The sequence below is a fragment of the Moorena sp. SIO3A2 genome (assembly GCF_010672265.1).
In the GTDB taxonomy this organism is placed as follows: Bacteria; Cyanobacteriota; Cyanobacteriia; order Cyanobacteriales; family Coleofasciculaceae; genus Moorena; species Moorena producens.
Genome location: NZ_JAAHHC010000026.1, coordinates 1 through 23,926, shown reverse-complemented (window position 1 = coordinate 23,926; position 23,926 = coordinate 1). Strand labels below are relative to the sequence as shown.

Below are 23,926 nucleotides of genomic sequence, written 5' to 3'. Positions count from 1 at the left end.
GAAAAACTCCGGTGCCTTTGATTATCGCAGACGCAGGCAAAAGAGTTTTGGTTTCTTGATTATGGTAGGTTATTCGGGGATTATAGCAGTTTTCAATAGGGAGTCAAGGGAGTAGGGAGTAGGGAGTAGGGAGTAGGGAGTAGGGAGTAGGGAGTAGGGAGTAGGGAGTAGGGAGTAGGGAGTAGGGAGTAGGGAGTAGGGAGTAGGGAGTAGGGAGTAGGGAGTAGGGGAAGCAACAGTTGTGTTTGTATAGCAGAAGTCATTTGTCAGAAGTCATTTGTCAGAAGTCAAACTCTGGCGTTGCTGAATCAAGGAATGAATACGCGATCATCTGGTTTTGGTCAAGCCCCCGTGGGTCCCCCAACTTTGCGGTGCGACCCAAGGGCGATTTACTCGCCCTAGGAGGCGCGCACCGGAAGGGACGCAAGAAAGTCTTATTCCCCCACCGGTGCGCTTTCCGTCGGCGAATTAAATTCGCCACGGGTCGCACCGCAAAATTGGGGGGCTAGGGGGGCAAAACCATACCCAGAATCAGCAACGCCCAAACTCTTGCGCTTACTTAGGTTTGAGACTTTTGTCATGTCCTAACTGCCCTGGCGACTGCTATAACAGATTTGTTATCATAAAGCATACTATACTAATTTAGTATAGCGCTATAGTTAATTTTCAATTAGGTAATCGCAATGCTGATGATAGTGTTACCGCTGTCAATTACGCTATCGATAGGCTTGAGCAAAATGACGCGATCGCATTGCTAATCATGACTTGAGCGAAGCACGAATTTATGCGATCGCAAAACTGCTGAAGATTTTATCAAAGCACGAATTTTGCGCTATCGATTGGCCTACGGCCACGCTACGCGAACGGTTTAATCGTGCCTTATGGGATCACAGTGTTTGTAATCACTTGACCACTAATTGGATTTTATTAAGCGCGATCAAGTTAATCACTATTAAGCGATCGCAACTGTGCTCTTGACATCCTCCCATCGTTAAATCAAAGATTATAACGTTCGCGTAGCGGCTCCAAAGGAGCTGGGATTCCTAAACCTCACGATTTGGTTTGGTGCTTCATAGCAACCGCCTCCACCCTCAAGGGGTTTTCTGGTCTTACGCTCGCGACCCAGACTATCCCCGCAAGCCCTGCGGTTCTCATGTGTCGAGTTTCAAGAAAAGTCTTGATACACTTTTGATTCAAGGGTTGGCCTTCCATTGCCCTGTCATCTTTTCCCTAGAGACGAAACCTTAGGATAGTGGAGTCTTAATTAATAAATTTTTACCCTTCTCTGCATAACCTGCCAACCATAAAGACTCCACTATCCTTACGGTAACTTCAAAGTCTACCAATTTTGCTGCGCCGCCAGGTTACTGGACTTCGCTCGTATAGGCGCATCTGTTTCCATCGTCTCGGGTGGGTCATTGACCACTTTCATTCTAGCACGTTTATCGTTAAAGACGCAATTCCTCTCTCGCTAACCCTGCGGGTATAACGAGAGTCTCCTTGCTCTTAAGGATGATTTGAGCACTAATCTGATTTTAATCTCGCGCTATACTTTATCAAAATTAAGCGATCGCATTGCTAATCATTAGCTTCTGAGTTATCCATCTTTACCATAGCGCTATATTTTGTCAAAATTAAGCGATCGCATTTATTAGAATTAACTTACCAGTTATAAATGTTTACTCTAGCGCTAGATTTTAATAAAATTAAGCGATCGCATTGCTTATATTATTTTTACTGAGGGGGTGACGAAATAAGCTAAAACGCAGACTATAGCGTTTCTCGCAGTAATGAGGTACAGTCTTCTTTGAATTTGATTTCCTGTCTTGATGCAGCGCATCCCTATTAACTATTCCCTATTCCCCTCCTGGGAGGGGTTAGGGGTGGGTTCCTGTTCCCTAAAATTCCGAAATTGTGTACCTCATAGCTATGATAATTGCTATATATAAGCGACCTAGCTCTTAGACCTCGTTGATAATACTTTCGTTGTCTTGATCCCAAGGGCGAGTGGGGGAAAGCACTCGCCCTTGGGATCAAGACAATGTTCCGTGATTTCAAGAGTGGCGGTTATATAGCGTTTCTCGGGGAGCAGGTCAAATAAGCCTAACAAATGAACTACTTGACAAAACAACAAAAATCCGGTCTTAGTTGCAGAACAGATGAACTATTTACCAGATCAGCAAGCAATTACCCATCAGGGGGCTATAGTAATGGTAAAAATATTAGGCTTAAGTGACATGCTTCCCCTATTACCTATTACCCATTACCTATTACCCATTCCCGATTCCCGATTCCCGATTCCCGATTCCCCATTCCCGATTCCCCATTCCCCAGATCAGCGTACTAATGTTGCTGCATAAGTGACATGCTCCCGTTTCTCGCAGTTATGAGGTACACTATCCTTTGACACTGATTCCCTGTCTTGATGCAATAGCGAGTGGGGGGAACCACGGCAATAGCGAGTGGGGGAAACCCCCAAGACCGTAATGGTGCGTTTACAGTCGTCGAATTAAATTCGCCACGGGTCGCACCTCTGCCTCCCCAAGACCGTAATGGTGCGTTTGACCCGTAATTAAATTCGCCACGGGTCGCACCTCTGCATCGCTTAAAACCCTCTTTACTATTGCTAGCATGCATGCATGCCTTTTGCCTTAAAGGGATAAGCAATGTCGCTCACTCGTCCTGAGAACTGCTATAATTTGGAGGCTACTAGAGTCAGCAAACAGCGATTAATTTCTCTGATTTTATTAATTTGTTTGTCCTACACTTTAGCTAATTTTAATGGACAATATATTCAGCAAAAATGGTTAGCATCCTATGTTAATCGTCCCAGTTATCATTCAATATTTTACCGACGACATAGCAGTTTTTATATTGGCTTGCATGGTAAAAATTGGTTGGATTCAATGTCTTTTGTCTCAGAACTCATTCAATAATTACTTCGTTTTTATCGCCACAAACTGCCTTATCCTCTCCGAGGTTACAGGGCTGCTTCCCTTATATAGCACTACCCATTAAGATGTTTGACATTTCTAAACTCCGAAACCTAGTCAATGCTTACTTTTGACTTCTGACTTGTGACTTGGGACTTGCGCGTTTGTGGATGCTTGGATGTAAGCCTTTTTCCTAGACCAGTAAATCTTGGCGAGGATTAAAATTATCAATCTCCCTTAGTTTTTCGTATAGTTCTCTGACCTCCTGAGTGGCTTCGGTTGGCACAACAATCTGAATTTCTACTACCTGATCCCCTCGTAACCCATCCTGATTGGGATAACCCTTATTTGCCAAGCGCAATTTTTGTCCTGACCTGACGCCACTAGGAACATTAATTTGCACTATACCATCCAAGGTGGGAACTTCTATTAAGTCACCTAATACTGCTTCAGCAGGGCTTACTGGTACTACACAAATCACATCCAATTCCTCTAATTTAAAGAAAGGATGAGGTGACACAGTAATTTTTAAATTTAAACATCCACCATCAATACCTTGACCTTGGAGCCGCACCAGGGCACCGGTTACCATCCCAGCAGGTAGCTCAATTTCTAAAGCCCGTCCATCTTCTAGGCGAATTCGCTCTCGACCCCCTTTATAGGCTTTTTCCAAAGGTAGGGTTAATCGAGCGTCAATATCTTGAGGTTGAGGTTTGGGATAAGGTTGAGGCTGAGGGGGGGATTTGGGTTGAGGTCTCAGACGAGAACTAACAGTGTAGGCTGTTTTAGTTTTCCCTGGTCGAAACGCACTCTCAGAACTTACCCGAGTCCCTGGAGGTGGGGTTGATGTTGCCTTTCTAGTAGAGCGACGCCCGAGTAGTTGATCAATGAAGGTGTTGAAGTCCCGGTAATTGCCATAATCCTCTGGTTGGTATGAACCACGACCATTGCCGTTCCAGCCTACATTTTTAATCAAAGTAGCAGCTTTAGCCGCTTTTCTACCAAACTTCTTCTTCTGCCAATATCGGCTGAATTGGTCGTACTGCGATCGCCTATTCGGGTCAGAGAGAACTTCATATGCCTCACCAATATCCTTGAACTTGTCTTCTGCTGTCTTATCTCCAGGATTCAGGTCGGGGTGATACTGTCGAGCTAACCGCCGATAAGCCTTTTTAATTTCCTCGCTGGATGCCTCTGTGGGTACACCCAACATTTCATAGTAATCTCGATAGTTTTGCATAATTAGTCAATAATGAAGTGTCTCGATGCACTCCCTCATCGGGTAAACCCCCGTATTAAGGCTTTTTTGATCTATTCGTTTTTTGATCTATTCGTGATTAATCGTTAATTGTCAGTATTTTTTAAAGGGAAGAGCGAGAAAACTTTTACCTAAAGACTAACCGCTAATTAGTTGTGGCTACTGACAACTGACAACTAACTACTGACTAATTTAGAACCAATTATCATCCTCATCCCAATCATTTTCAAGGGGGTTTCTGCGATCGCGATCGCGACTGGACCTCGATGAACTAGCCCCATAGGAGTCATAGGAGTCCCGGCGGTAATCCCGTTGAGAATATCGGTCTGTGTCACTATCTCCGGTGAAGGTGCGACGAATTGAGCCAAACAAGTCATCATCCTCTTCTTCCTCATATTGCAGCCGTACCTCTCGCTTGAGCTCATAGAGGGCATCTTGTAGATCACCTTGAGTGCGATCAATAGCCCGGTCATCATTTTGGGCAACGGATTGACGCATCTCCTGAATTAAGCCTTCAATCTGACGCCGATAACCACTAGCAAACTGTCTCCCAAAATCTAGGGCTACCTCCCTCAGTTGCCGTTCCGCTTCATTAGCCAAACTTTCTGCCCGATTGCGCTTTTCTACTCGTTCCCTTCGTTCCCGGTCAACCTCAGCGTATTCTTCTGCCTCACGAATCATTTTGTTGACTTCCGCTTCACTCAGGGTAGAAGCCCCTTGAATGGTAATGCTTTGTTCTCGACCAGTAGTTTTATCCAGTGCCAATACCTGCAAAATTCCATTAGCATCAATATCGAAAGCCACCTGAATTTGGGGCACTCCCCGTGGTGCTGGGGGAATACCAGTCAACTTAAACCGACCCAAAGACTTATTATCTGTTGCCATATCCCGTTCCCCTTGCAGGACATGAATTTCCACCAAAGTCTGATTATTTTGGGAGGTGGAAAAAATATCAGACCGCCGGACTGGGATAGTCGTGTTGCGGGGGATTAACTTTTTCATCACCCCACCAATAGTTTCCAAACCCAAGGACAACGGAGTTACATCCAGCAATAGGATATCTTTGACTTCACTGTTAAGAATTCCTCCTTGAATTGCAGCTCCTACTGCCACTACCTCATCAGGATTAACATTCTGATTTGGTTCCCGATCGATTAAGCTGCGCACCAATTGTTGTACCATCGGGGTGCGGGTTCCCCCTCCTACCAAGATCACTTCATCAATGTCCATAGGAGTTAAGCCAGCATCTTTGAAAGCTCGTTTTAGGGGTCTGCGCAAACGACTAACTAGATCCACACATAGCTCTTCAAACTGAGAGCGCTTCAGCCTAGTTTCTAGGTGTTTTGGACCATCTTCTGTAGCTGTAATAAAGGGCAAATTAATCTCAGTTACACCCACCCCAGACAGCTCGATCTTAGCTTTTTCTGCAGCTTCAGTCAGCCGTTGTAGGGCTTGGCGATCGCGTCGCAGATCAATTCCCTCTGATTTCAAAAATTGCTCTGCCAACCAGTCAACAATTTTTCGATCAAAATCATTGCCCCCCAGTTGAGTATCACCACTGGTTGATAGCACTTCACACACCCCATCCCCCACCTCTAGGATCGAGACATCAAAGGTACCCCCGCCCAAATCAAATACCAGGATAGTTTGGCTGGCCTCAAGATCCAAGCCATAAGCCAAAGACGCTGCTGTTGGTTCATTAAGAATCCGCAGAACCTCTAACCCAGCAATTCGTCCAGCATCTCGTGTGGCTTGCCGTTGAGAATCATTAAAGTAAGCCGGGACTGTTATTACTGTTCCTGTTACCTCCTCTCCCAGGTAGCGGCTGGCCTCATCCGCCAACTTCCGCAGAATCATTGCAGAAATTTCCTCTGGGGCGAAGTCTTTTTTCAACCGGGGGCACTTAATTCTCACATTACCACTTTCATCCCGGCGAATGGTATAGGCAACCCGCTTTGACTCTGGATTCAGTTCAGCATACTTACGTCCAATATACCGCTTCACCCCATAGAAGGTATTTTGGGGATTAAGCACAGCTTGGCGGCGTGCTAATTGTCCTACAACCCTTTCCCCATCCTTACTAAAGCCAACCATTGAGGGAGTTGTGCGCATACCTTCCGCATTAGCAATTACCACCGGCTTACCGCCTTCGATGACAGCCACCACGGAGTTTGTTGTACCCAGGTCAATGCCGACTACCTTGCCCATGCGTCCTTTATTCTCCTCAAGATGAATGCTGTCAACTCGTTCAATGAATTTCAACTACTATATATATAGATGATATTTTGATTAAAATTGTATATAGCCAGTGGTTCGGTTTTCCGAAGCGTAGTCACCCTAGACCTCTGACGGTTGCAGTTATGGTAAGGGATGCCCCGAAGTGCTGAATCTATTCTATCCCTTGACTTCTTCCCCAATTTAGCGGAATTTCAAAGTAAGCATCCTATCATAATAGAGAATATATTAGCAAACTCGAGGATCGGGTGAAGTAGTACATTCAAGACTATTGATTAGCGCTTCCACAGCATGGGCGCGCCAAAGCGTGAATTTAATTCTTAATGGTAAGAGCGCACCTATCAATCTGCCCGACTTACCTGTGGGAAACTTCCCTGTACATCATCATTCGAGGGCTCTGGCAATGCTAGGATCACAGTAGCCCCCTATATTGAATTATTAATGGCAGAAACACTATTCTTTAATGCTCTGCGTGAAGCCATAGACGAAGAAATGGCACGGGATGAGACAGTATTTGTAATCGGTGAAGATGTCGGTCACTACGGTGGTTCCTACAAAGTTACCAAAGATTTGTGTAAAAAATACGGTGACTTGCGGCTTCTGGATACCCCCATTGCCGAAAATAGCTTTACTGGTCTAGCTGTTGGTGCAGCAATGACAGGTTTACGACCAATTGTCGAAGGCATGAATATGGGGTTTTTACTCCTGGCATTCAACCAAATTTCCAACAATGCCGGGATGTTACGCTATACCTCTGGTGGTAATTTTAAAATCCCGATGGTGGTTAGAGGCCCTGGTGGTGTCGGACGTCAGTTAGGGGCTGAACACTCCCAGCGTCTAGAAGCCTACTTTCAGGCAGTTCCCGGTCTCAAAATCGTTGCTTGCTCCACCCCCTACAATGGAAAAGGGTTGCTTAAATCTGCCATTCGAGATGATAACCCAGTATTGTTCTTTGAACACGTCCTGCTCTACAATCTCAAAGAAAATCTGCCAGAACAGGAGTACTTGGTACCCCTTGATAAAGCTGAAGTTGTACGCCCTGGTAAAGATGTTACCATTCTTACCTACTCCCGGATGCGTCACCACGCCATCCAAGCGGCTAAGCAGCTGGAAAAAGAGGGCTATGATCCTGAAGTGATTGACCTGATTTCCCTAAAGCCTCTAGACTTTAAGACCATTGGTGCTTCAATCGCCAAAACCCACCGAGTCATTATTGTAGAAGAGTGCATGAAAACCGGTGGTATTGGGGCAGAATTAACAGCATCGATTAACGAGCGCTGGTTTGATGAACTCGATGCACCAGTGCTTCGGCTTTCATCCCAAGATATTCCCACTCCCTACAACGGGACTCTCGAAAATCTAACCATTGTCCAACCCCATCAGATTGTCGAGGGTGTGAAAAAGATGGTGGCTTTGCGGATTTAACTTAAAGCTTGGCAAATAAAGCTTGGCAAAAGCCATGCAGGGGGCGTTACTGATTATTAGATGCTGGAGGTGAAAAAGATGCCGATTGCTAAGTAACCAATCGATGGAATACTTAAGCCTCCAGCCTTGAGAGTTCAGAGTTCAGACTTTAGACTTTAGACTTTATATTTTCTCAGTTACTAGGCTCGCCAAAACAGATTATGATAGCATTTGTTGCGGCGGGTCGTAGTCATGCAAAAACAGCGTTCACTATTAGCCTTAATCCTAGTACTTGTAATTACAGCAATCATAGTACTGGTGCAAATTCCAATCCGGTTAGGACTGGACTTGCAGGGAGGGGCTCAACTCACAATTCAGATTAACACTACCGAAGAGATTACGGAAATTACGGCTGAGCAATTAGCCGCAGTTAAAACCGTTATAGAAGGCCGAGTCAATGCCCTAGGGGTTTCTGAGTCGGTAGTGCAAACCGTTGGCAAAGACCAGCTTTTGGTACAGCTACCTGGCGTCAATGACCCGCAACAAGCGGAACGGGTACTAGGGGGAACAGCACAGCTGGATTTTCTCAATCAAAAGATTGGTACAGAAGCACAGCTGCAGGTTGAACAGCAAGTGCTACAACAACTACAATTGAACCAAGAGGTATTGCGCAACAATGGTGATGGAGATGCGATCGCAGAAAATCAAGCTGCTATCAATCGTAGTAACCAAGCCATCCTTGAACTATTTGAAAGTAGTGGTCTGACTGGCAAAAACCTCCAAGATGCTCGTCCCCAACCTCTTCAAACTGGTGGTGCTTGGGAAGTGGCTATCCGATTCGATAGTGAGGGAGCTCAAAAGTTTGCTGAGCTGACCAAGAACATTGCCGGTACAGGACGCAGCATTGGTATTTTCCTCGACAATTTACTAATTAGTGCTCCGAGTGTAGCAGCGCGATATGCTGAAAATGGCATCAGTGGTGGTGCAGCAGTGATTACCGGTAACTTTGATGCCGAAAGTGCCTATGAATTTGCTGCCCAGCTGCGGGGAGGTTCCTTACCTTTGCCAGTGGAAATCGTGGAGAATCGCACCGTAGGGGCAACCTTAGGACGAGATAGTATTCAACGTAGTATCTATGCTGCTGTAGTTGGTCTTATTTTAGTATTAATCTTTATGGTGCTATATTACCGACTGCCTGGCATCATTGCTAATATTGCTCTGAGTATCTACGCTTTACTCACCATCGCAGCATTTGCCTTCTTAGGTGTTACCTTAACCCTACCCGGAATTGCTGGTTTTATCCTTAGTATCGGTATGGCAGTTGATGCCAATGTGCTGATTTTTGAGCGGACACGGGAAGAATTACGTGCTGGTAAGACCTTGTATCGCTCAGTAGAGTCAGGGTTTTACCGAGCATTTTCTAGTATTTTAGATGCAACTGTGACCACATTAATCGCCTGTGCAGTACTGTTTTGGCTAGGTTCAGGTCTAGTGAAAGGCTTTGCCGTAACCCTAGGCATTGGGGTAGGAATCAGTATGTTTACCGCCGTGACCTGTAGTCGAACCCTGATGCTCGTAACAGTTTTAGGACTTCCAGGGGTACGTCAGAAACCAGAACTATTCTGCCCGAATTTACCAACCCAATAGTTTATAAATTAGGAACTAGGAAGTAGGAACTAGGAAGTAGGAAGTGTAATTCCTAGTTATGGATAAAGCGTTTAGTTGACCAGGATCGAGTTCAACTAAAAAATCTATTTAATCCTTCATCCTAGTTGTGGATAAAGTTGTGAATATAGTTGTGGATATAGTGTTTAGTTGACCAGGATCCGGTTCCACCAAAAAAAACATTTCATAATTCATAATTCATAATTCATACTTTATAGCAATCCGTGTAGTAATTGTGATAACTTTGTTCCCTAATTCCTGTTCCCTATTCCCTATTCCCTATTCCCTGTTCCCTACTCCCTGTTCCCTACTCCCTTTGCTAAATAAGGATTTAGTAATAGAAAAGTCAATATGAAACTTAATGTAATTAAAACGCGATCGCTTTGGTGGAGCATCTCAACCGCCCTGATTACGGTCGGTATCATTGCCATGGTGATTTCTTTTCTCCAACTAGGAGCCCCTTTACGGTTAGGTCTGGATTTCGTTGGTGGTACCCGCCTACAGCTAGAGAGAGACTGTACTCAACCCGGAAACTGTGACCAACCCATCGATTTGGCCTTGGTGCGAGACGTCATGACAGCACAAGGTCTTGGCAATAGCAGTATCCAAATACTAGGGGAAGAAAAACAAGCCCTGACAATTCGGACTAAAACATTAGATGTTGAACAACGCACCCAGTTGCAAACTGCTTTAACCGAGCGTCTTGGTGTTTTCGATCCCAAATCTACTCAGATTGACACCGTTGGTCCCACCTTGGGCAGGCAACTGTTTATTTCTGGCTTAATCGCTTTGTTTATGGCCTTTGTGGGCATCTTTGTCTACCTTACCTTCCGATTCGAGTTTGACTATGGCCTATTCGCTTTCGTTGCCCTGTTCCACGATGTCTTAATCGCTATTGGTCTTTTCTCTATCCTAGGTTTAGTGCTAGGGGTAGAAGTCGATACCTTATTTGTGGTTGCCCTATTGACAATTATTGGTTTTTCTGTTAATGATACTGTGGTGATTTACGACCGGGTGCGAGAAGTAATTAAACTCAAGCCAGGTCAACATATCAATCAAATTGTAGAGGATGCTGTTAATCAAACCTTAACCCGCTCCATCAATACCACCTTAACTACCTTGCTACCCCTGTTAGCAATCTTGCTGTTCGGGGGAGAAACCCTAAAATTCTTTGCCTTAGCACTAATTATTGGTTTTACAGCAGGGTCTTACTCCAGTATTTTTATTGCCAGTACCCTCTTAGCTTGGTGGAGAGAGCGCACTGGTAAAGCTCAGTCTGTAGTCGAGGTTGCAGTTAATCCAGAAAAGGAGGGGACTTCAGTGATTGAAGCAGAATTTTCTGATGAAGTTTAGTTATCAATTTCAATAGTCTTCTAATTATGGAGCAGCCAGATAGCCCAAGAAGAAAAATTACCCTTGACCCCATCTTTGAGGCCAGGGTAAAACGATTACATCAAATAACTGTTTATGGTAGGTGGGTTTTCGTAGGCATCCTCTGGATAACTGTTGCTCCATTAAGCCTGTGGGCTTGGCAGTATGAAATTTCCCTGATGCGATCGCATTTTACCTGGGCAGCACTCCGGTATAGTATTATCTACAACCATCTGCCTGCCCTAGGTCTGGCTATCTGTATTGGCACAACTTTAGCCGTCTTAGTTTGGCAAAGTCGCAATATTTTATTTGGATTACCACCCTTAGAACAGAAACGTCTGGAGCAACAAGTACAGCGGATTTGTCAGCAAGGCCCCACACACCCACTCTGGAAGTGGGTGTGCGGCTCTTGAATTAAACGACTATATCCTCCTCAACAATAAAATCTGCCGCTGTGAGCTGACTCGCGGAGACCCCGAACACCTGTGCTAAGACTTCGCCATTGGCAGTAATAGTAGTCGCGCCCATATCAGCAATTGCCAGCTGATCAAAGGTCAGATCTCCACCTAACTTGAACATATCGATTCCATCTTCAAAACTAAACACAGTATCTGTTCCCTCACCAGGGTTCAAGACATAGGTGTCAATGCCCCCTGCGCCAGATAAGATATCATTGCCTAATCCGCCTTCTAAGATATCATCACCGTTGCCACCAAACAGGGAGTCATTACCCTCAGCACCGATCAAGGTGTCTGAGTTTTCTCCCCCAGACAAGTTATCATTACCAGCTCCACCATCTAGGAAGTCTCCATTAGTCCCACCATCAAGGACGTCATTACCGTCACCACCGAGCAAGGTGTCTGAGTTATCTCCTCCAACCAGGCTATCATTACCAGCTCCACCGTCGAGTAAGTCATTACCTGAGTTACCCTCTAGGGTATCGTTGCCATTACCCCCAAGCAAGGTATCATTCTGGAAAGTACCAATCACCGTCGAGTCATTATCTTGGATGGTAATCAGAGTAGCTACCTCACTTACGTTGTTGAAAGCTAAACCATCATCAACCACAAACTGGATAATGCGACCAGAGGCATCAGTCACACCAGATGTGTTTTCATACTCTAGGGTGTTGAGGACTTGCTGGTAATTTTGGATGGTATCTACCCCACTTAAGGAAAGGATACCATTGTTGGCATCGAAGTTAACCGCAATCAGGGTATCAGTGTTGTCAACAGTCAGCAGTTCCTCTGTGGGATTGAGCAGATTGGCAATTTTTACTGTTGCGCCAACCAGAGTGGTGTTATTAGCATCACTCAGAGTCAATTTGTTATCTGGGAACAGTGCAAGCTGATTACCGGTAAATGTGACAGTAGCATCAATGCCGTCTGTATCTGGATCTGGGGCAGCTGGAATAGCTGGGGCAGCAGCAATAATTGGCTCGGGAGCTGGATCAGTAGTGGTATCTGGATCGGGATCAGGTGTGGTATCTGGATCGGGATCAGGTGTGGTATCTGGATCAGTATCAGTAGTGGTATCTGGATCAGTATCAGTAGTGGTATCTGGATCAGTATCAGTAGTGGTATCTGAATCAGTATCAGTAGTGGTATCTGGATCAGTATCAGTAGTGGTATCTGGATCAGTATCAGTAGTGGTATCTGAATCAGTATCAGTAGTGGTATCTGAATCAGTATCAGTAGTGGTATCTGGATCAGTATCAGTAGTGGTATCTGGATCAGTATCAGTAGTGGTATCTGGATCGGGATCAGGTGTGGTATCTGGATCGGGATCAGGTGTGGTATCTGGATCAGTATCAGTAGTGGTATCTGGATCAGTATCAGTAGTGGTATCTGGATCGGGATCAGGTGTGGTATCTGGATCGGGATCAGGTGTGGTATCTGGATCAGTATCAGTAGTGGTATCTGGATCAGTATCAGTAGTGGTATCTGGATCAGTATCAGTAGTGGTATCTGGATCGGGATCAGGTGTGGTATCTGGATCAGTATCAGTAGTGGTATCTGGATCGGGATCGATAACTGGCGATACACCATTGAGGTCTATCACTGGAGCAACATTACCGAATAGGACATAGCTATTCCCTGGGGTGTCGCCATTGGCTGTACTAAGCTCAAGACCAGGTGCGCCAATAACTAGGTCATCAATGCTATCACTATTAACGTCTTTTGCTCCACTTACTGAGAAGCCTAGGGAGTCAGTACCTTCGATAACTAAGCCATCTTCGCCGTTTAGGGTAGAAAGGTCTACACTGCCAGTAGTTCCCAACTCTTCACTGCCGAATAGCACATAAACTTTGCCTGCACCTTTAGCTCCAATCGCAACATCAGCAAACCCATCTTTGTTGAGATCCCCAGCATAACTAACTGACGAGCCCAGGAGACCATTCGCTTCAATCCCTGTGATGGCAAAGCCATTGGTACCGTCGAGGCTTGCAAGGTCTAAGTTCCCTGTACCAGCAACATCGGTGCCGCCAAACACTACGTAAGCCTCGCCAACATCAGTCTGGGTATCGGAGTCAACAAAGGGAGCCCCAATGATTAAATCACTAACACCATCACCGTTGACATCGCCAGCATCACTCACGGACCAGCCTGCCCTGTCACCGAGATCAAGGCTAGAACCTTCATCAATACCATTAATGACGAAGCCAGTTTTGGGGTCGGAGGAGGGTATCGATGAGAGGTCTAGGGTTCCAGTGGCACCGACACCTGAACCACCGAACACTACATAAGTCTTGCCAGCAGAACTGTTGTCAGTCAGAGGAGAATCACTACCAGGAACACCGATAGCGAAGTCCTTGATGCCATCACCATTGATATCCCCAGCACTACTGACTGAAAAACCTGCTAAGTTTCCGGCAACACTACTGGTGAGGAGGAAGCCATTAGTGCCGTCCAGAGTGGAGAGGTCTAGGCTACCGCCAGTACCTGTGCCCCCAAATACCACATAAGCATTGCCAGGATTAAGACCGGGAGAAGAAATAGGCAACAAGGCATGAGGAGCACCAATCAATAGGTCATTTTTCCCATCGCCGTTAACATCCCCTAAATTGCTGATGGAATGACCAGAAAATTCTGCAGGATCAATGCCATTGATAGCAAAGCCAGATGAGAGATCTACGCTACCAGTAGAGCCCACAGTGGAACCGCCAAATACTACATAGCTAACGCCATTGTTGTTGGCACCAGCACCAGGAGCACTTACCAGTAGGTCATTCGTACCATCACCATTGATATCTCCACCACTGCTAACCGAAAAGCCTAAGAATCCAGTTGAATTAAGACCGGCAATAACAAAACCGTTAGTACCGTCTAGGTCAGCTAGTTCAATGGTACCGGTAGTACCTACATCTGGACCACCGAAGACTACATAGCTTGTACCTGAAAAAAGGCCATTGGGATCAGCACCTGGGGCTCCGATGATCAGATCATGATTGCCATCACCGTTGATATCTCCAGCGCTGCTGACTGAGAAACCGGAGCGGTCACCTAACGTAACACCATTAATAGAGAACCCAATTCTGCCGTTAAGGTTTGAAATATTGAATAGTTGATTTGACATAGTTAATTTGGTAGATGTCTATATGCTTTCGATTTGACATCATCTCAGCTAATCCTAGTGATTGGGACTAGGATTGTGATAAATTCATCAAAATTTTACTTAATTCTGAGGCAGTCTAGGGAAAATCTTTATATGTTGATTGTAAATTATTAATTACTGTAACATAGCCACTACGCGCTTTGAGGTATTAAGTCAGTCAATATGATTAGAATTTCTCGGATTTTCGTTTTTGGTAGGTAATTGGTGTTGCCGAAAAGTCCGCTAATCAAGGGATAACCTTCCTAGACAATCCAGCACTAAACCTTCTTGGTTTTGTTCAAATATTTATGCACTAAAGAAAATCCGTTATGTAAAGATTTGGCAAAATCGTCAATTTGGCACGACAGTATTATGAAATTGTGCTAGTCATCTGTGTTTGTTTACACCTAATTTCTCCATCTCCCCATCTCCCCATCTCCCCATCTCCCCATCTCCCCATTTCCCCATTTCCCCATTTCCCCATTTCCCCATCGTCCCATCTCCCCATCTTGATTATTGGGATAATCAGCATATTCCCAATCGAATCTAGCTTTCTTAGCTCAAAACGGGATAACTAAAAATAAATCCCTTCAGTCTTGATCAGTGTACATCTATGACATATTGCCTGAGAATTGCTGATCTTCCCATCAGTGAACGTCCTCGTGAGCGATTAGTTGCTCTAGGAGCTAAAAATCTGGCGACAGCGGAACTGCTAGCAATTCTTTTAGGTACAGGTCAAGGCAAAGGAAAGCTTTCTGCCATGGGTTTAGGACAGTTGATTTTACAGGAACTTGCCAAAGACCAGCGAGACCCAATGGCTGTGTTGCGGAATATTAAAGCTCAAGAATTGACCCAAATTCATGGTGTTGGACTAGCGAAAGCCACAACGATTTTAGCCGCAGTGGAGCTGGGCAAACGGGCATTTCTGTCTCGACCTACAGAAGGTGTAATTATTGATAGTCCAGCCTCAGCAGCAGCGTCTTTGAGTCATGACTTAATGTGGCAAAATCATGAACGATTTGCTGTGTTGCTACTTGATGTTAAGAATCATTTGTTGGGTACTCAGATTATTACTGTTGGTACAGCAACAGAAACCATTGCTAATCCCCGGGATATTTTCCGAGAAGTGCTGCGCCAAGGAGCAACACAGGTAATTGTGGCTCACAATCATCCCACTGGGAGTGTTGACCCAAGTTTTCAAGATATTACTCTAACGGAACGGTTATTACAGGTAGGTCAACTCTTATGTATTCCGGTATTGGATCACTTGATTGTTGGCAATGGTAATTACCAGAGCATACGGCAAGTAACGAAACTGTGGGATGAGTATCCCCAGGAAGAGTGAGGTTTATATCAAGTCCGGTTGAATATCCATCAATTTTGGGGCCCGGGCGCGGGGAGGGTGGGGAGGGTGGGAGGTGTGGGGAGATGGGGAGATGGGGGAGATTTTTATTAAGGGTAATTATCCTGACATGATATTAGCTGTGGCAGACACGGAAGGGTTGCCTGACCACTCATCTCATGGGCGAATACTTACCTTTGGGCGTTGCTGATTCTGGGTATGGTTTCGCCCCCCTAGGGCGTGTTTTCAAACTCGGAGATCCCCCTAAATCCCCCTTAAAAAAGGGGGACTTTGAGAATGGCTCCCCCCTTCCGCGCGGGGGGTTGGGGGGGATCTAAATCTTGCGGAAAACTTTGAAAACACGGCCTAGCCCCCCAGCGAGCAATCCCTCGCTGGGGGGAACAAAACTCCCAAAGTCCCCCAAAATTGGGGGATTTAGGGGGCTTTAATAAAACCAGATGATCGCCCATTCATTCCTTAATTCAGCAACGCCTACCTTTGAATAATTACCCTTGATCAAACCCTGCCCATCTCCCCACACGCCCCAAACTTCCCAAACTTCCCAAACTTCCCATCTCCTGTGTGCCAGAAAATGTTAAGTTAAGTATCAAAACGTGTCTTTTTTTTAAAAAAGACCAGATTACCCTATTGGTGATCTCTCACCTCCCACGTATCATCAAAACACTATTACAAGGATTCAGCCATGGTTAGTAAAGTACAAAAGACTGAAGCACAGTGGAAAGAGCAGCTAACACCGGAACAGTTTAAAGTCACCAGACAGAAGGGAACGGAAAGAGCCTTCACTGGAGAATACTGGAACAATAAGGACAAGGGTATCTACAAATGTATCTGTTGCGGAACAGAGCTATTTAACTCTGATACCAAATATGATTCTGGGACAGGTTGGCCTAGTTTTTTCGCACCTATCAAAGAAGAGAATGTAAAGGAGGAACCGGATAACAGCCTATTTATGCGCAGGACAGAAGTGTTGTGTGCTGTCTGTGACGCTCACCTAGGTCACGTGTTTAGCGATGGACCACCACCAACAGGCTTACGCTACTGTATGAATTCTGCTTCCCTTAGTTTCGAGAAACAGGATTAAAAAAACAGGATTAATCAGATCAAGTCACCTAAGTTTGATTCGGAAAATCAATTATGGTCTGTCGATAAAACTGGGGCATTCCGGTATCAAAATACTTGCCTTTAACTAGATAACCGGTTATGCCCTCTTCTTGTCGCAATTTATCAAGACATGATGTGAGCTGAAATTCACCTTTTTCACGGATATTTTGGTTGATGTGCTCTTCAAGATAGTCAAAAATTTTCGGCTTAAGTACATACATACCAAATACCGCTAAGAACTGATCCTTTGCCATTCCTTCCATATGGAGATGGGCTCGCGCATACTCAAGAGTAGGCTTTTCATAAAGCTCTGTCACACGCAACCGTGATTCTGACTCTTGCCAAATCCCAGTCACGCAACCAGCTTTGTGAATAATCTCTCCTGGCATTACGGTCAAGGCAACAACGCTCTGATCAACCTGGTTATAAACGTTTAGAACTTGACTAGCACAGGAAGTTTCATGGTCAGAAGTGTAAACATGATCCCCCAGCAACAATAGAAAAGGCTGATTATTTACCCATTCTTTGGCACAGAATACAGCATGACCATAGCCTTCTTGCTCCTCTTGAATCAGAAAGGTAATTCTATGGCCTAAATCCTGTAAATATTGGCTGTATGCTTGGTTTTCTGGAGAGAGTTTCTCGAAGAGTTCGGGTTTGGGGGGGGACTTAAAAAATTCTTCAAAATGTTTGCGATCGCTTTTTTGAACCACAATCCCCACTTCTTCTATCCCAGCACTGACCGCTTCTTCTACAATCGCCATGATCACTGGTTTCGCCCTACCATCCCGGTCAATAATCGGAAATAACTCTTTTTTTACCACTTTGGTGGCTGGAAACAAACGGGTACCAAAACCCGCTGCGGGAATTAAAGCTTTGCGAACGTTATTGGTCTGCATAAATCGTTAACGTCAAAGATTCCATTTGAGGAAAATCACGCTCAATAATTTTAATTAACTTTTGTTGACTTTCCTTGTCTTTAACAATAAATTGTGCGGTGCCATCCCCTTGAGAGCCAACTCCCTTTCCCCCTAGGATATAAGGTTGAATTGGTTCATAATTCAGGATTTGGTGCAGCACTCCAGCAGTTAATTGCTCAGGGCAAGCAGGGATAAGATAGCGGTCGAATTCAGCTTGTGCCTGGTTCATCAAGCTACCAATCCGTTCAGCATCACCCCTTTCCAGAGCCTCAACTGCCTCCTGAGTAATTTTAGAACTGATTGGACCAAGATAGTGCTGAACATTCTGTTGTATTTCGTTAGTGGCGAATGGATAGCACTGATTCAGTTTACTCAGGATTTCCTGAGTATTTTTGCTTGCCCCGAGGTCTACAATTACAAAAAACAGATTCCGAGGTACCTTGAGTTCACTAATCTCGGTGTGATCACCATCAAACATCATCATGATCGGTCGATTGCCATAAGCACAGGCGAAATCCATCCGACCACATTGGGAAGGGGTGGTGGTTTCCCCTAGATAGGCTAACTCCATTTCCTCTTGGAGGGTCATGTTTAAGTCATACAGGCGATTGAAGCTGCGGGCAACTAGGACGGAAATTGCTGCACTTGAGGATAGCCCTTTCTTGATTGGTAAGTCAGTGCGGTAATTATCGATTTCAATTCCACCGACAGGATAGCGAGATAGACACTGGTAGGCAACCCCAGCAGCATAACTAAAAAAACCGCCTTTTTTAGCAACAGCGAGCAGAGCACTCCTTTCCATTGGTAAACTAATAGAAACGGTCGGTGTACCCTCCCTCAGGGAAGTACGCATAATCAGCTCGGTCGGATGAGATAAGACCAGAGCATAAAGTCCCTGATTGGTTCCGGTGATTAGGGTGTAGCCTCTTTCGAGCTCGGGATTTAGGCAGCGATAGCCTCCTGCCCAATCACTATGTTCCCCAAATAGACAAAGGCGACCTGGCACAAACAGTTTCATTACTCAGTTAAATCTATAGCAGTCTTGATTGGAATAGAATACAGCCGGTGATTGCAGTGGGAGCTCCCGAGAGGCTAAAGTGTATTTTACTGAGCTGCAAATCACTATATGCACTATATAAAGCACTATAGTATGACATTGCCATCAGAGGGATTGCATTCAAAGACGGCAAGACACCACCAGACTGGGAAACTCTCGATAGAGGGTGCTAACGCTCAATGCTACTTGGTATTAACTAGAAATTTTGAAACCTCTAGGGTCGATAGAAATAAACGTAACGTGGGGTAACTACATGGAACGTTTTATGTTAACTACTGCATGCAAGCCTTGGCTGTGCATCCCTAAGATCAACAGTCAACAGTCAATAGTCAACAGTCAACAGTCAACAGTCAACATAGTTAACGTGATTCAAATCACGCTTTACTGGCAGAAGGTTAACAACTTATTAAAACTTAAATCACCCCAGATCAACCTCAGATATTTGATTATGAAGAATGCCAGGAAAAATTTCATCAGGGAAATCTAGCATGACAGCTTTGATTAATTTGGAAACCTCCCAGACCAGTGCTTGTGTCACTGCTTGGCTCAGAAAGCACACCCTTTATCTAGGGTTCATTGGTCTTTATGTGGTAGAATTACAAAGTATCTTGGCTCACCGGGGATATTACTTTGGTCCATTAGATGGTATCTTTGACACAGAGATTGAATATGCTGTGCAAGGCTACCAGCAAAAGGTATTTCTCAGAGCAACTGGTATTGTAGACCAAAAGACCTGGCAAGCTCTTCTGGGTGGTGCTCCGGTCAATATGCCGATTATACGTCCTGGTAGTTTTGGTGAGGCTGTCAAAACAGTCCAAGAAGTACTTTGGATTAGTGACTACTATACCGGTAAGATTGATGGCATCTTCGCTTCCCTGACACTCGAAGCAGTGCAACGCTTCCAACTCGACAGGGGTTTGCTAGGCAATGGTGTAGTTAGTGAACACACCTGGAACGCCTTGAGCGATATGCCTCGCTATGTCTATTAGGCGATGTCTATTAGGCGATTTCTCTTAGTGCGTTAGTCCTGTCCTCAAGGATTGATACCAAGTTGCAATCAATCAAAGATATTATCCTTTGAACTGGTGAGGGAGTGAGCAGCTATACTACCATCTTGTTCAACTTAGTACATAGCACATTAGAATTAATAACGGCAACTATGTTATGTTAATTTTCATGAAGCTCCTGAAAATTGACATAACATTATGAACCTGCCAGAGTCTGTTAAATTTTGGTCTCAATTCTTCCACCCCTTACTGATGTGGGTGCTGCTAGCGGCAGCCTTCTATGCTCTTTATCTGGGTTTGAAAATCCAAAAGACTAGAACGGCGGAAGGTGACGAAAAGAAAGCGCTAGTTAAGGGTCAATATAATGTTAAGCACCATCTTGTGGGTTCAGCGTTGCTAGCAATGATGGTACTGGGTACAATCGGAGGTATGGCAGTAACCTACATTAACAATGGCAAGTTGTTTTTTGGACCCCATTTGCTGGCTGGTTTAGGCATGACCGGAATTATTGCTACCTCTGCCTCTCTAACACCATTAATGCAGAAAGGTCAAGCTTGGGCTCGCTATAGTCACATCGTCCTGAATGTTGCACTCTTGGGACTATTCAGCTGGCAAGCCATCACCGGTATGCAAATTGTTCAGAAGATTCTTAGCAATCCGTAGATGATTTGATTTACCTAGGGGCGTGGTATTGTACCCGCCCTAGGATGGTTGTAGAGTTTAAATATGCAAACTTAAACTTAGCTTTTCGTTGCTTTTAGTTTAGGTGTCCAAGCTAAGCTCTAAGCATTGGGCTGATAGCTGATAGCTGATCTATCAACCCTTAGAGTAAATATTACCGTAGATTTTGCCGCTGCTGTGATTGCTTCGGTATAGGTAGACCATTACTGTTATGAAAGTCTTCCTGCACCTTGTGGGTTAAACGCCGGGAAACTTGACGGACAACTTGCTGCAAAATTCCGTTGCCTGTGCGTTGAATCAAGGACTGAGGTAGTTTCCGAATTGCCTTGGGAAACCACATGTCAACACTGAGGTCAAGATGCCACTCCACGCGGGTTATCGCTGATGGTATGGACTGCGATTCCAGCTGATGCTCTTGAAAATATTCCCTTGCTGGTACTTCTACTAAGGTCTGAGATGCCTGGAAATCAAGCTCATAGCCTGGACTGACGTGATTCGGGATGGGGATTGTCCGAATCTGATAGGAATTTTCGTCTTGAGGTAGCAATTCCAAACCGATTTTTGGTTCAACCTTATAGCCAAATGCGCCAAAGCTACCAATGGTCAAAATATAGCCATTGTCTGTGAGCAGTTCTACTTTCATCGGATGAGCGCAGCGACAAAACCAATCCTGGTGAGTATTTAGATAGGCACTTACTTGCTCAGCTGAAGCATACATCTCCATACAGTCTTGAAAATGACACTGAAACCGAGTCGGCTCACTACCTGAGTAAGACGCTGATGGAACAATAGGGTCAGTGTCGGCCTTTATAGCAGGAGTATTCAAATCCACCTGTTTTGCCTCAATTGACTGATGGTTAATAAAATGCGATCGCATACATCATCCTCTTCATTTGATTGCCTTGTGACTAGTTCAGAAACTAGTTGAGAGCCTAGTTGAGAAATGTCCATGGGTCGCTCTTGCTTATCCTACTCCTCTGGCTGAGTTAATCAGGAGTCGGACACAAACAAGTTGAGCTATGTAAACAAGTGTAAAGTTTGGGGGACTGATCTAGCTGGGTTTCTGGTGATGCGAGATCAGTTATTAGATCAGTTATTAGATCACTGACTATAGCAGGTTTTAATTAGATCGACCGAGAAAGCGAAGAACACATGACCATGAAACTTATACAACCGAGAGGTTGGGGTTTACGGAAGCGATGCAGCGCGGTCTTGGGGAGGCAGCGCGGTCTTGGGGGTCTCCCCCATGAGCGACTGCCGTGGTTTCCCCCACTCGCTATTGCATCAAGACAAAATCCAATAATTCTCGATTGAATGGCCTAGTTTAATTTTCACTCAGAATAACTGGTAAACTAGCTAAGCTACTAGGTGAATTGTACGGAAATTGCTATGAAAGCATGTGTAGCTGGAGCAACAGGAGAAACAGGAAAGCGGATTGTACAGGAACTCGTTTTGCGTGATATTCCTGTACGGGCTTTAGTGCGAAATCTAGAGTACGCTCAAGAAACATTACCACCAGCAGCAGAATTAGTGGTGGGGGATGTGCTCAAACCCGAGAGTATCCGTGCCGCGATCGCAGATAGTACTGTAGTGCTGTGCGCCAGTGAGGCTCGCCCTAGCTTTGACCCAACCGCACCCTACAAGGTGGATTACGAAGGGACTAAAAATTTAGTAGATGGTGCTAAGGAAAAAGGGGTAGAACACTTTGTATTGGTTTCCTCCCTCTGTGTGCCCCAGTTTTTCCATCCCCTCAACCTATTCTGGCTGATTCTGGTCTGGAAGAAGCAAGCAGAGGAATATATCCAAAAAAGTGGCTTGACTTACACTATTGTGCGACCAGGTGGTCTCAGAAACGAAGACAACTCAGAGCCGATGGTCATGTCTGGCGCAGATACTCTATTTGAAGGTAGCATACCTCGCACCAAAGTAGCAGAAGTTTGTGTTGAGGCGCTGTCGGAACCGGAAGCTCGGAATAAAATAGTAGAAGTGGTTAGCTCAGCAGAAGCTCCCGATCACAGCTGGGAACAGCTATTTGCTGACGTAGGTTGAGGGAGTGTTGAGCGTTCGCGTAGCGTGACGTTCCGTCAATCGCATTTTGTGAACACTATTAAGTTCACACTATTAACACTAGTAAGGATTAGTCAACTGAGTGTCTTCATCACCCCGGCAGAAGTACGGAAAGTTAAGAGGATTTCCAAATACTTCCTATAAATTTACACTCAAAGGCTTATTTTACAATATTTCAGCCTTAGCGATAGTGAGCTTATTATTGGGGATTTATCTCAGACATGTTTTTAATAGATGGGCTTACTACCCGGTTGAGCGTACGCTATCTGATTATCCTACCAGTATTCACGGCACCCCTCCCTTAGTGATGAGGGGGGGAGATCCTTACATTCGCGCCCTAATGCGTACTATCACCGCTAGTGAAGCTAATGACCCCCAACCCTACACGATTATCTATGGGGGTCAACACGTTTCTGATTTAAGGCGTCATCCTGAAATATGTGTTCCCATAGTCGCTGGTCCTAATGTTGGAAAATGTAGCACAGCGGCGGGACGGTATCAGTTCCTTGATATCACCTGGAAAGCAAAGGCACAAAGCTATCACCCCAGACCCTCAGGCTTTTTGTTTTGGAAGCAGTATAGCTTTGAGGCACACTTCCAGGATGCTGTGGTTCACGATTGGCTCAAGGATAGTAGAGCCTGGGGGATGGATATTCCCAAAGAATTGCGGCAAGGAAATTTAGATAAAGTTTTGCGGCGGTTGTCCGGTACTTGGACAAGTCTAGGTTATGGCATAGAAACGAATAGCATGAGTAAGCACTTGCCAAAGGTTTATGAACGGATGATTGAGGAAGAACTAAACCGCTAATCATTGATGCATACTTGCAGGCTTGCAGGACAAATGCAATTTTATAGCATTTTATAGCATTTATTAATTTGGTGAGGTACTTTCGTCCTGGATTTTAGGGAGTAGGAGGTAGCGATGCATCGCTATTCCCTATTCGTAAGCATTCAGCTATCAGCCGTCAGCCGTGAGCACCTCAAGTAGCGTGGCCAACGGCCAAGGCTCAAGCTGCTTGAGGTGCTTTCCGTAACTCAGATTAAACAAATGGTTACCTGTTGTCAAGATCCCAAGCGCGAGTGGGGGAAATCCCCTGTTCCCTTGCTGCATCGCTTATTCGCGCATCACCTCAAGTATAGCAGTCGCCAGGGCAGTTAGGACATCGACATTAGTCTCACACCCTTTGTAAGCGATGCAGAGGTGCGACCCGTGGCGAATTTAATTCGCCAACGGAAAGCGCACCATTACGGTCTTGGGGGTTTCCCCCAT

At 45.1% G+C, this 23,926-nt stretch carries 20 protein-coding genes; 12 read left to right on the top strand and 8 right to left on the bottom strand.

Features of this window, described 5'->3' with window-relative positions; all coding sequences use genetic code 11:
- Positions 1-92: 92 nt before the first annotated feature.
- Together F6K64_RS24640 and F6K64_RS24635 are read right to left on the bottom strand one after the other, a co-directional pair.
- Positions 93-263 carry a hypothetical protein gene (locus F6K64_RS24640; protein WP_008188880.1) on the bottom strand — a complete coding sequence of 57 codons (171 nt, stop codon included), beginning with the start codon at positions 261-263 and terminating at the stop codon, positions 93-95.
- 17 nt (positions 264-280) lie between these two features.
- Complete coding sequence (locus F6K64_RS24635; protein WP_131827077.1) at positions 281-481, bottom strand: hypothetical protein; 201 nt, start codon at positions 479-481, stop codon at positions 281-283.
- A gap of 284 nt (positions 482-765) precedes the next feature.
- On the opposite strand from F6K64_RS24635, the gene F6K64_RS24630 reads away from it, so the two are divergent.
- The gene (locus tag F6K64_RS24630; protein WP_131827078.1) at positions 766-978 is read left to right on the top strand and encodes a hypothetical protein; all 213 of its coding nucleotides are present in this window, start codon (positions 766-768) and stop codon (positions 976-978) included.
- Positions 979-2,159: 1,181 nt separating this feature from the next.
- Positions 2,160-2,360, top strand: coding sequence for a hypothetical protein (locus F6K64_RS24625; RefSeq protein ID WP_044493118.1), 201 nt, complete (start codon positions 2,160-2,162; stop codon positions 2,358-2,360).
- Positions 2,361-3,126: 766 nt separating this feature from the next.
- Here F6K64_RS24625 and F6K64_RS24620 read toward each other — a convergent pair.
- Both F6K64_RS24620 and dnaK read right to left on the bottom strand, forming a co-directional pair.
- Positions 3,127-4,173 carry a DnaJ C-terminal domain-containing protein gene (locus F6K64_RS24620; RefSeq protein WP_008184006.1) on the bottom strand — a complete coding sequence of 349 codons (1,047 nt, stop codon included), beginning with the start codon at positions 4,171-4,173 and terminating at the stop codon, positions 3,127-3,129.
- Positions 4,174-4,383: 210 nt separating this feature from the next.
- Positions 4,384-6,399, bottom strand: coding sequence for a molecular chaperone DnaK (dnaK, locus tag F6K64_RS24615; RefSeq protein ID WP_044493122.1), 2,016 nt, complete (start codon positions 6,397-6,399; stop codon positions 4,384-4,386).
- Between the two features lie 468 nt (positions 6,400-6,867).
- Here dnaK and F6K64_RS24610 point away from each other — a divergent pair, with 468 nt between their 5' ends.
- From F6K64_RS24610 to F6K64_RS24595, 4 genes are all read left to right on the top strand, one after another.
- Complete coding sequence (locus F6K64_RS24610) at positions 6,868-7,851, top strand: alpha-ketoacid dehydrogenase subunit beta (protein WP_008184010.1); 984 nt, start codon at positions 6,868-6,870, stop codon at positions 7,849-7,851.
- 231 nt (positions 7,852-8,082) lie between these two features.
- The gene (secD, locus tag F6K64_RS24605) at positions 8,083-9,477 is read left to right on the top strand and encodes a protein translocase subunit SecD (protein ID WP_008184012.1); all 1,395 of its coding nucleotides are present in this window, start codon (positions 8,083-8,085) and stop codon (positions 9,475-9,477) included.
- 369 nt (positions 9,478-9,846) lie between these two features.
- Entirely contained in the window at positions 9,847-10,848 is a 1,002-nt protein-coding gene (gene secF, locus F6K64_RS24600; RefSeq protein ID WP_008184013.1) for a protein translocase subunit SecF, read from the top strand.
- A 26-nt stretch (positions 10,849-10,874) separates the two neighbouring features.
- Positions 10,875-11,279, top strand: a complete 405-nt coding sequence (locus tag F6K64_RS24595) for a hypothetical protein (RefSeq protein WP_008184015.1) — start codon at positions 10,875-10,877, stop codon at positions 11,277-11,279.
- A 1-nt stretch (position 11,280) separates the two neighbouring features.
- Here the strand turns inward: F6K64_RS24595 and F6K64_RS24590 are convergent, their stop codons facing one another.
- The gene (locus F6K64_RS24590; protein ID WP_287263131.1) at positions 11,281-14,442 is read right to left on the bottom strand and encodes a hypothetical protein; all 3,162 of its coding nucleotides are present in this window, start codon (positions 14,440-14,442) and stop codon (positions 11,281-11,283) included.
- Positions 14,443-15,073: 631 nt separating this feature from the next.
- Between F6K64_RS24590 and radC the strand changes: the two genes are divergently transcribed.
- Positions 15,074-15,805 carry a RadC family protein gene (gene radC, locus F6K64_RS24585; protein WP_008182685.1) on the top strand — a complete coding sequence of 244 codons (732 nt, stop codon included), beginning with the start codon at positions 15,074-15,076 and terminating at the stop codon, positions 15,803-15,805.
- Between the two features lie 700 nt (positions 15,806-16,505).
- Complete coding sequence (gene msrB / locus F6K64_RS24580; protein WP_008182689.1) at positions 16,506-16,904, top strand: peptide-methionine (R)-S-oxide reductase MsrB; 399 nt, start codon at positions 16,506-16,508, stop codon at positions 16,902-16,904.
- A 28-nt stretch (positions 16,905-16,932) separates the two neighbouring features.
- Here the strand turns inward: msrB and F6K64_RS24575 are convergent, their stop codons facing one another.
- Both F6K64_RS24575 and F6K64_RS24570 read right to left on the bottom strand, forming a co-directional pair.
- Complete coding sequence (locus F6K64_RS24575) at positions 16,933-17,823, bottom strand: UTP--glucose-1-phosphate uridylyltransferase (protein ID WP_008182692.1); 891 nt, start codon at positions 17,821-17,823, stop codon at positions 16,933-16,935.
- Positions 17,810-18,862, bottom strand: a complete 1,053-nt coding sequence (locus F6K64_RS24570) for a mevalonate kinase family protein (protein ID WP_008182695.1) — start codon at positions 18,860-18,862, stop codon at positions 17,810-17,812. The genes F6K64_RS24575 and F6K64_RS24570 overlap by 14 nt, the downstream gene beginning before the upstream one ends.
- 527 nt (positions 18,863-19,389) lie before the next feature.
- Between F6K64_RS24570 and F6K64_RS24565 the strand changes: the two genes are divergently transcribed.
- Complete coding sequence (locus F6K64_RS24565) at positions 19,390-19,890, top strand: peptidoglycan-binding domain-containing protein (RefSeq protein ID WP_287263133.1); 501 nt, start codon at positions 19,390-19,392, stop codon at positions 19,888-19,890.
- A 216-nt stretch (positions 19,891-20,106) separates the two neighbouring features.
- Positions 20,107-20,571, top strand: a complete 465-nt coding sequence (locus F6K64_RS24560; protein ID WP_008179999.1) for a DUF4079 domain-containing protein — start codon at positions 20,107-20,109, stop codon at positions 20,569-20,571.
- A gap of 172 nt (positions 20,572-20,743) precedes the next feature.
- On the opposite strand, the gene F6K64_RS24555 is transcribed toward F6K64_RS24560, so the two are convergent.
- Positions 20,744-21,466 carry a DUF1997 domain-containing protein gene (locus F6K64_RS24555; protein ID WP_008180000.1) on the bottom strand — a complete coding sequence of 241 codons (723 nt, stop codon included), beginning with the start codon at positions 21,464-21,466 and terminating at the stop codon, positions 20,744-20,746.
- A gap of 512 nt (positions 21,467-21,978) precedes the next feature.
- On the opposite strand from F6K64_RS24555, the gene F6K64_RS24550 reads away from it, so the two are divergent.
- Both F6K64_RS24550 and F6K64_RS24545 read left to right on the top strand, forming a co-directional pair.
- A complete protein-coding gene (locus tag F6K64_RS24550; RefSeq protein ID WP_008180003.1) occupies positions 21,979-22,638 on the top strand; it encodes an NAD(P)H-binding protein in 660 nt (219 codons plus the stop codon).
- A gap of 100 nt (positions 22,639-22,738) precedes the next feature.
- Entirely contained in the window at positions 22,739-23,464 is a 726-nt protein-coding gene (locus F6K64_RS24545; RefSeq protein ID WP_081431898.1) for a glycoside hydrolase family 24 protein, read from the top strand.
- Positions 23,465-23,926 lie beyond the last annotated feature (462 nt).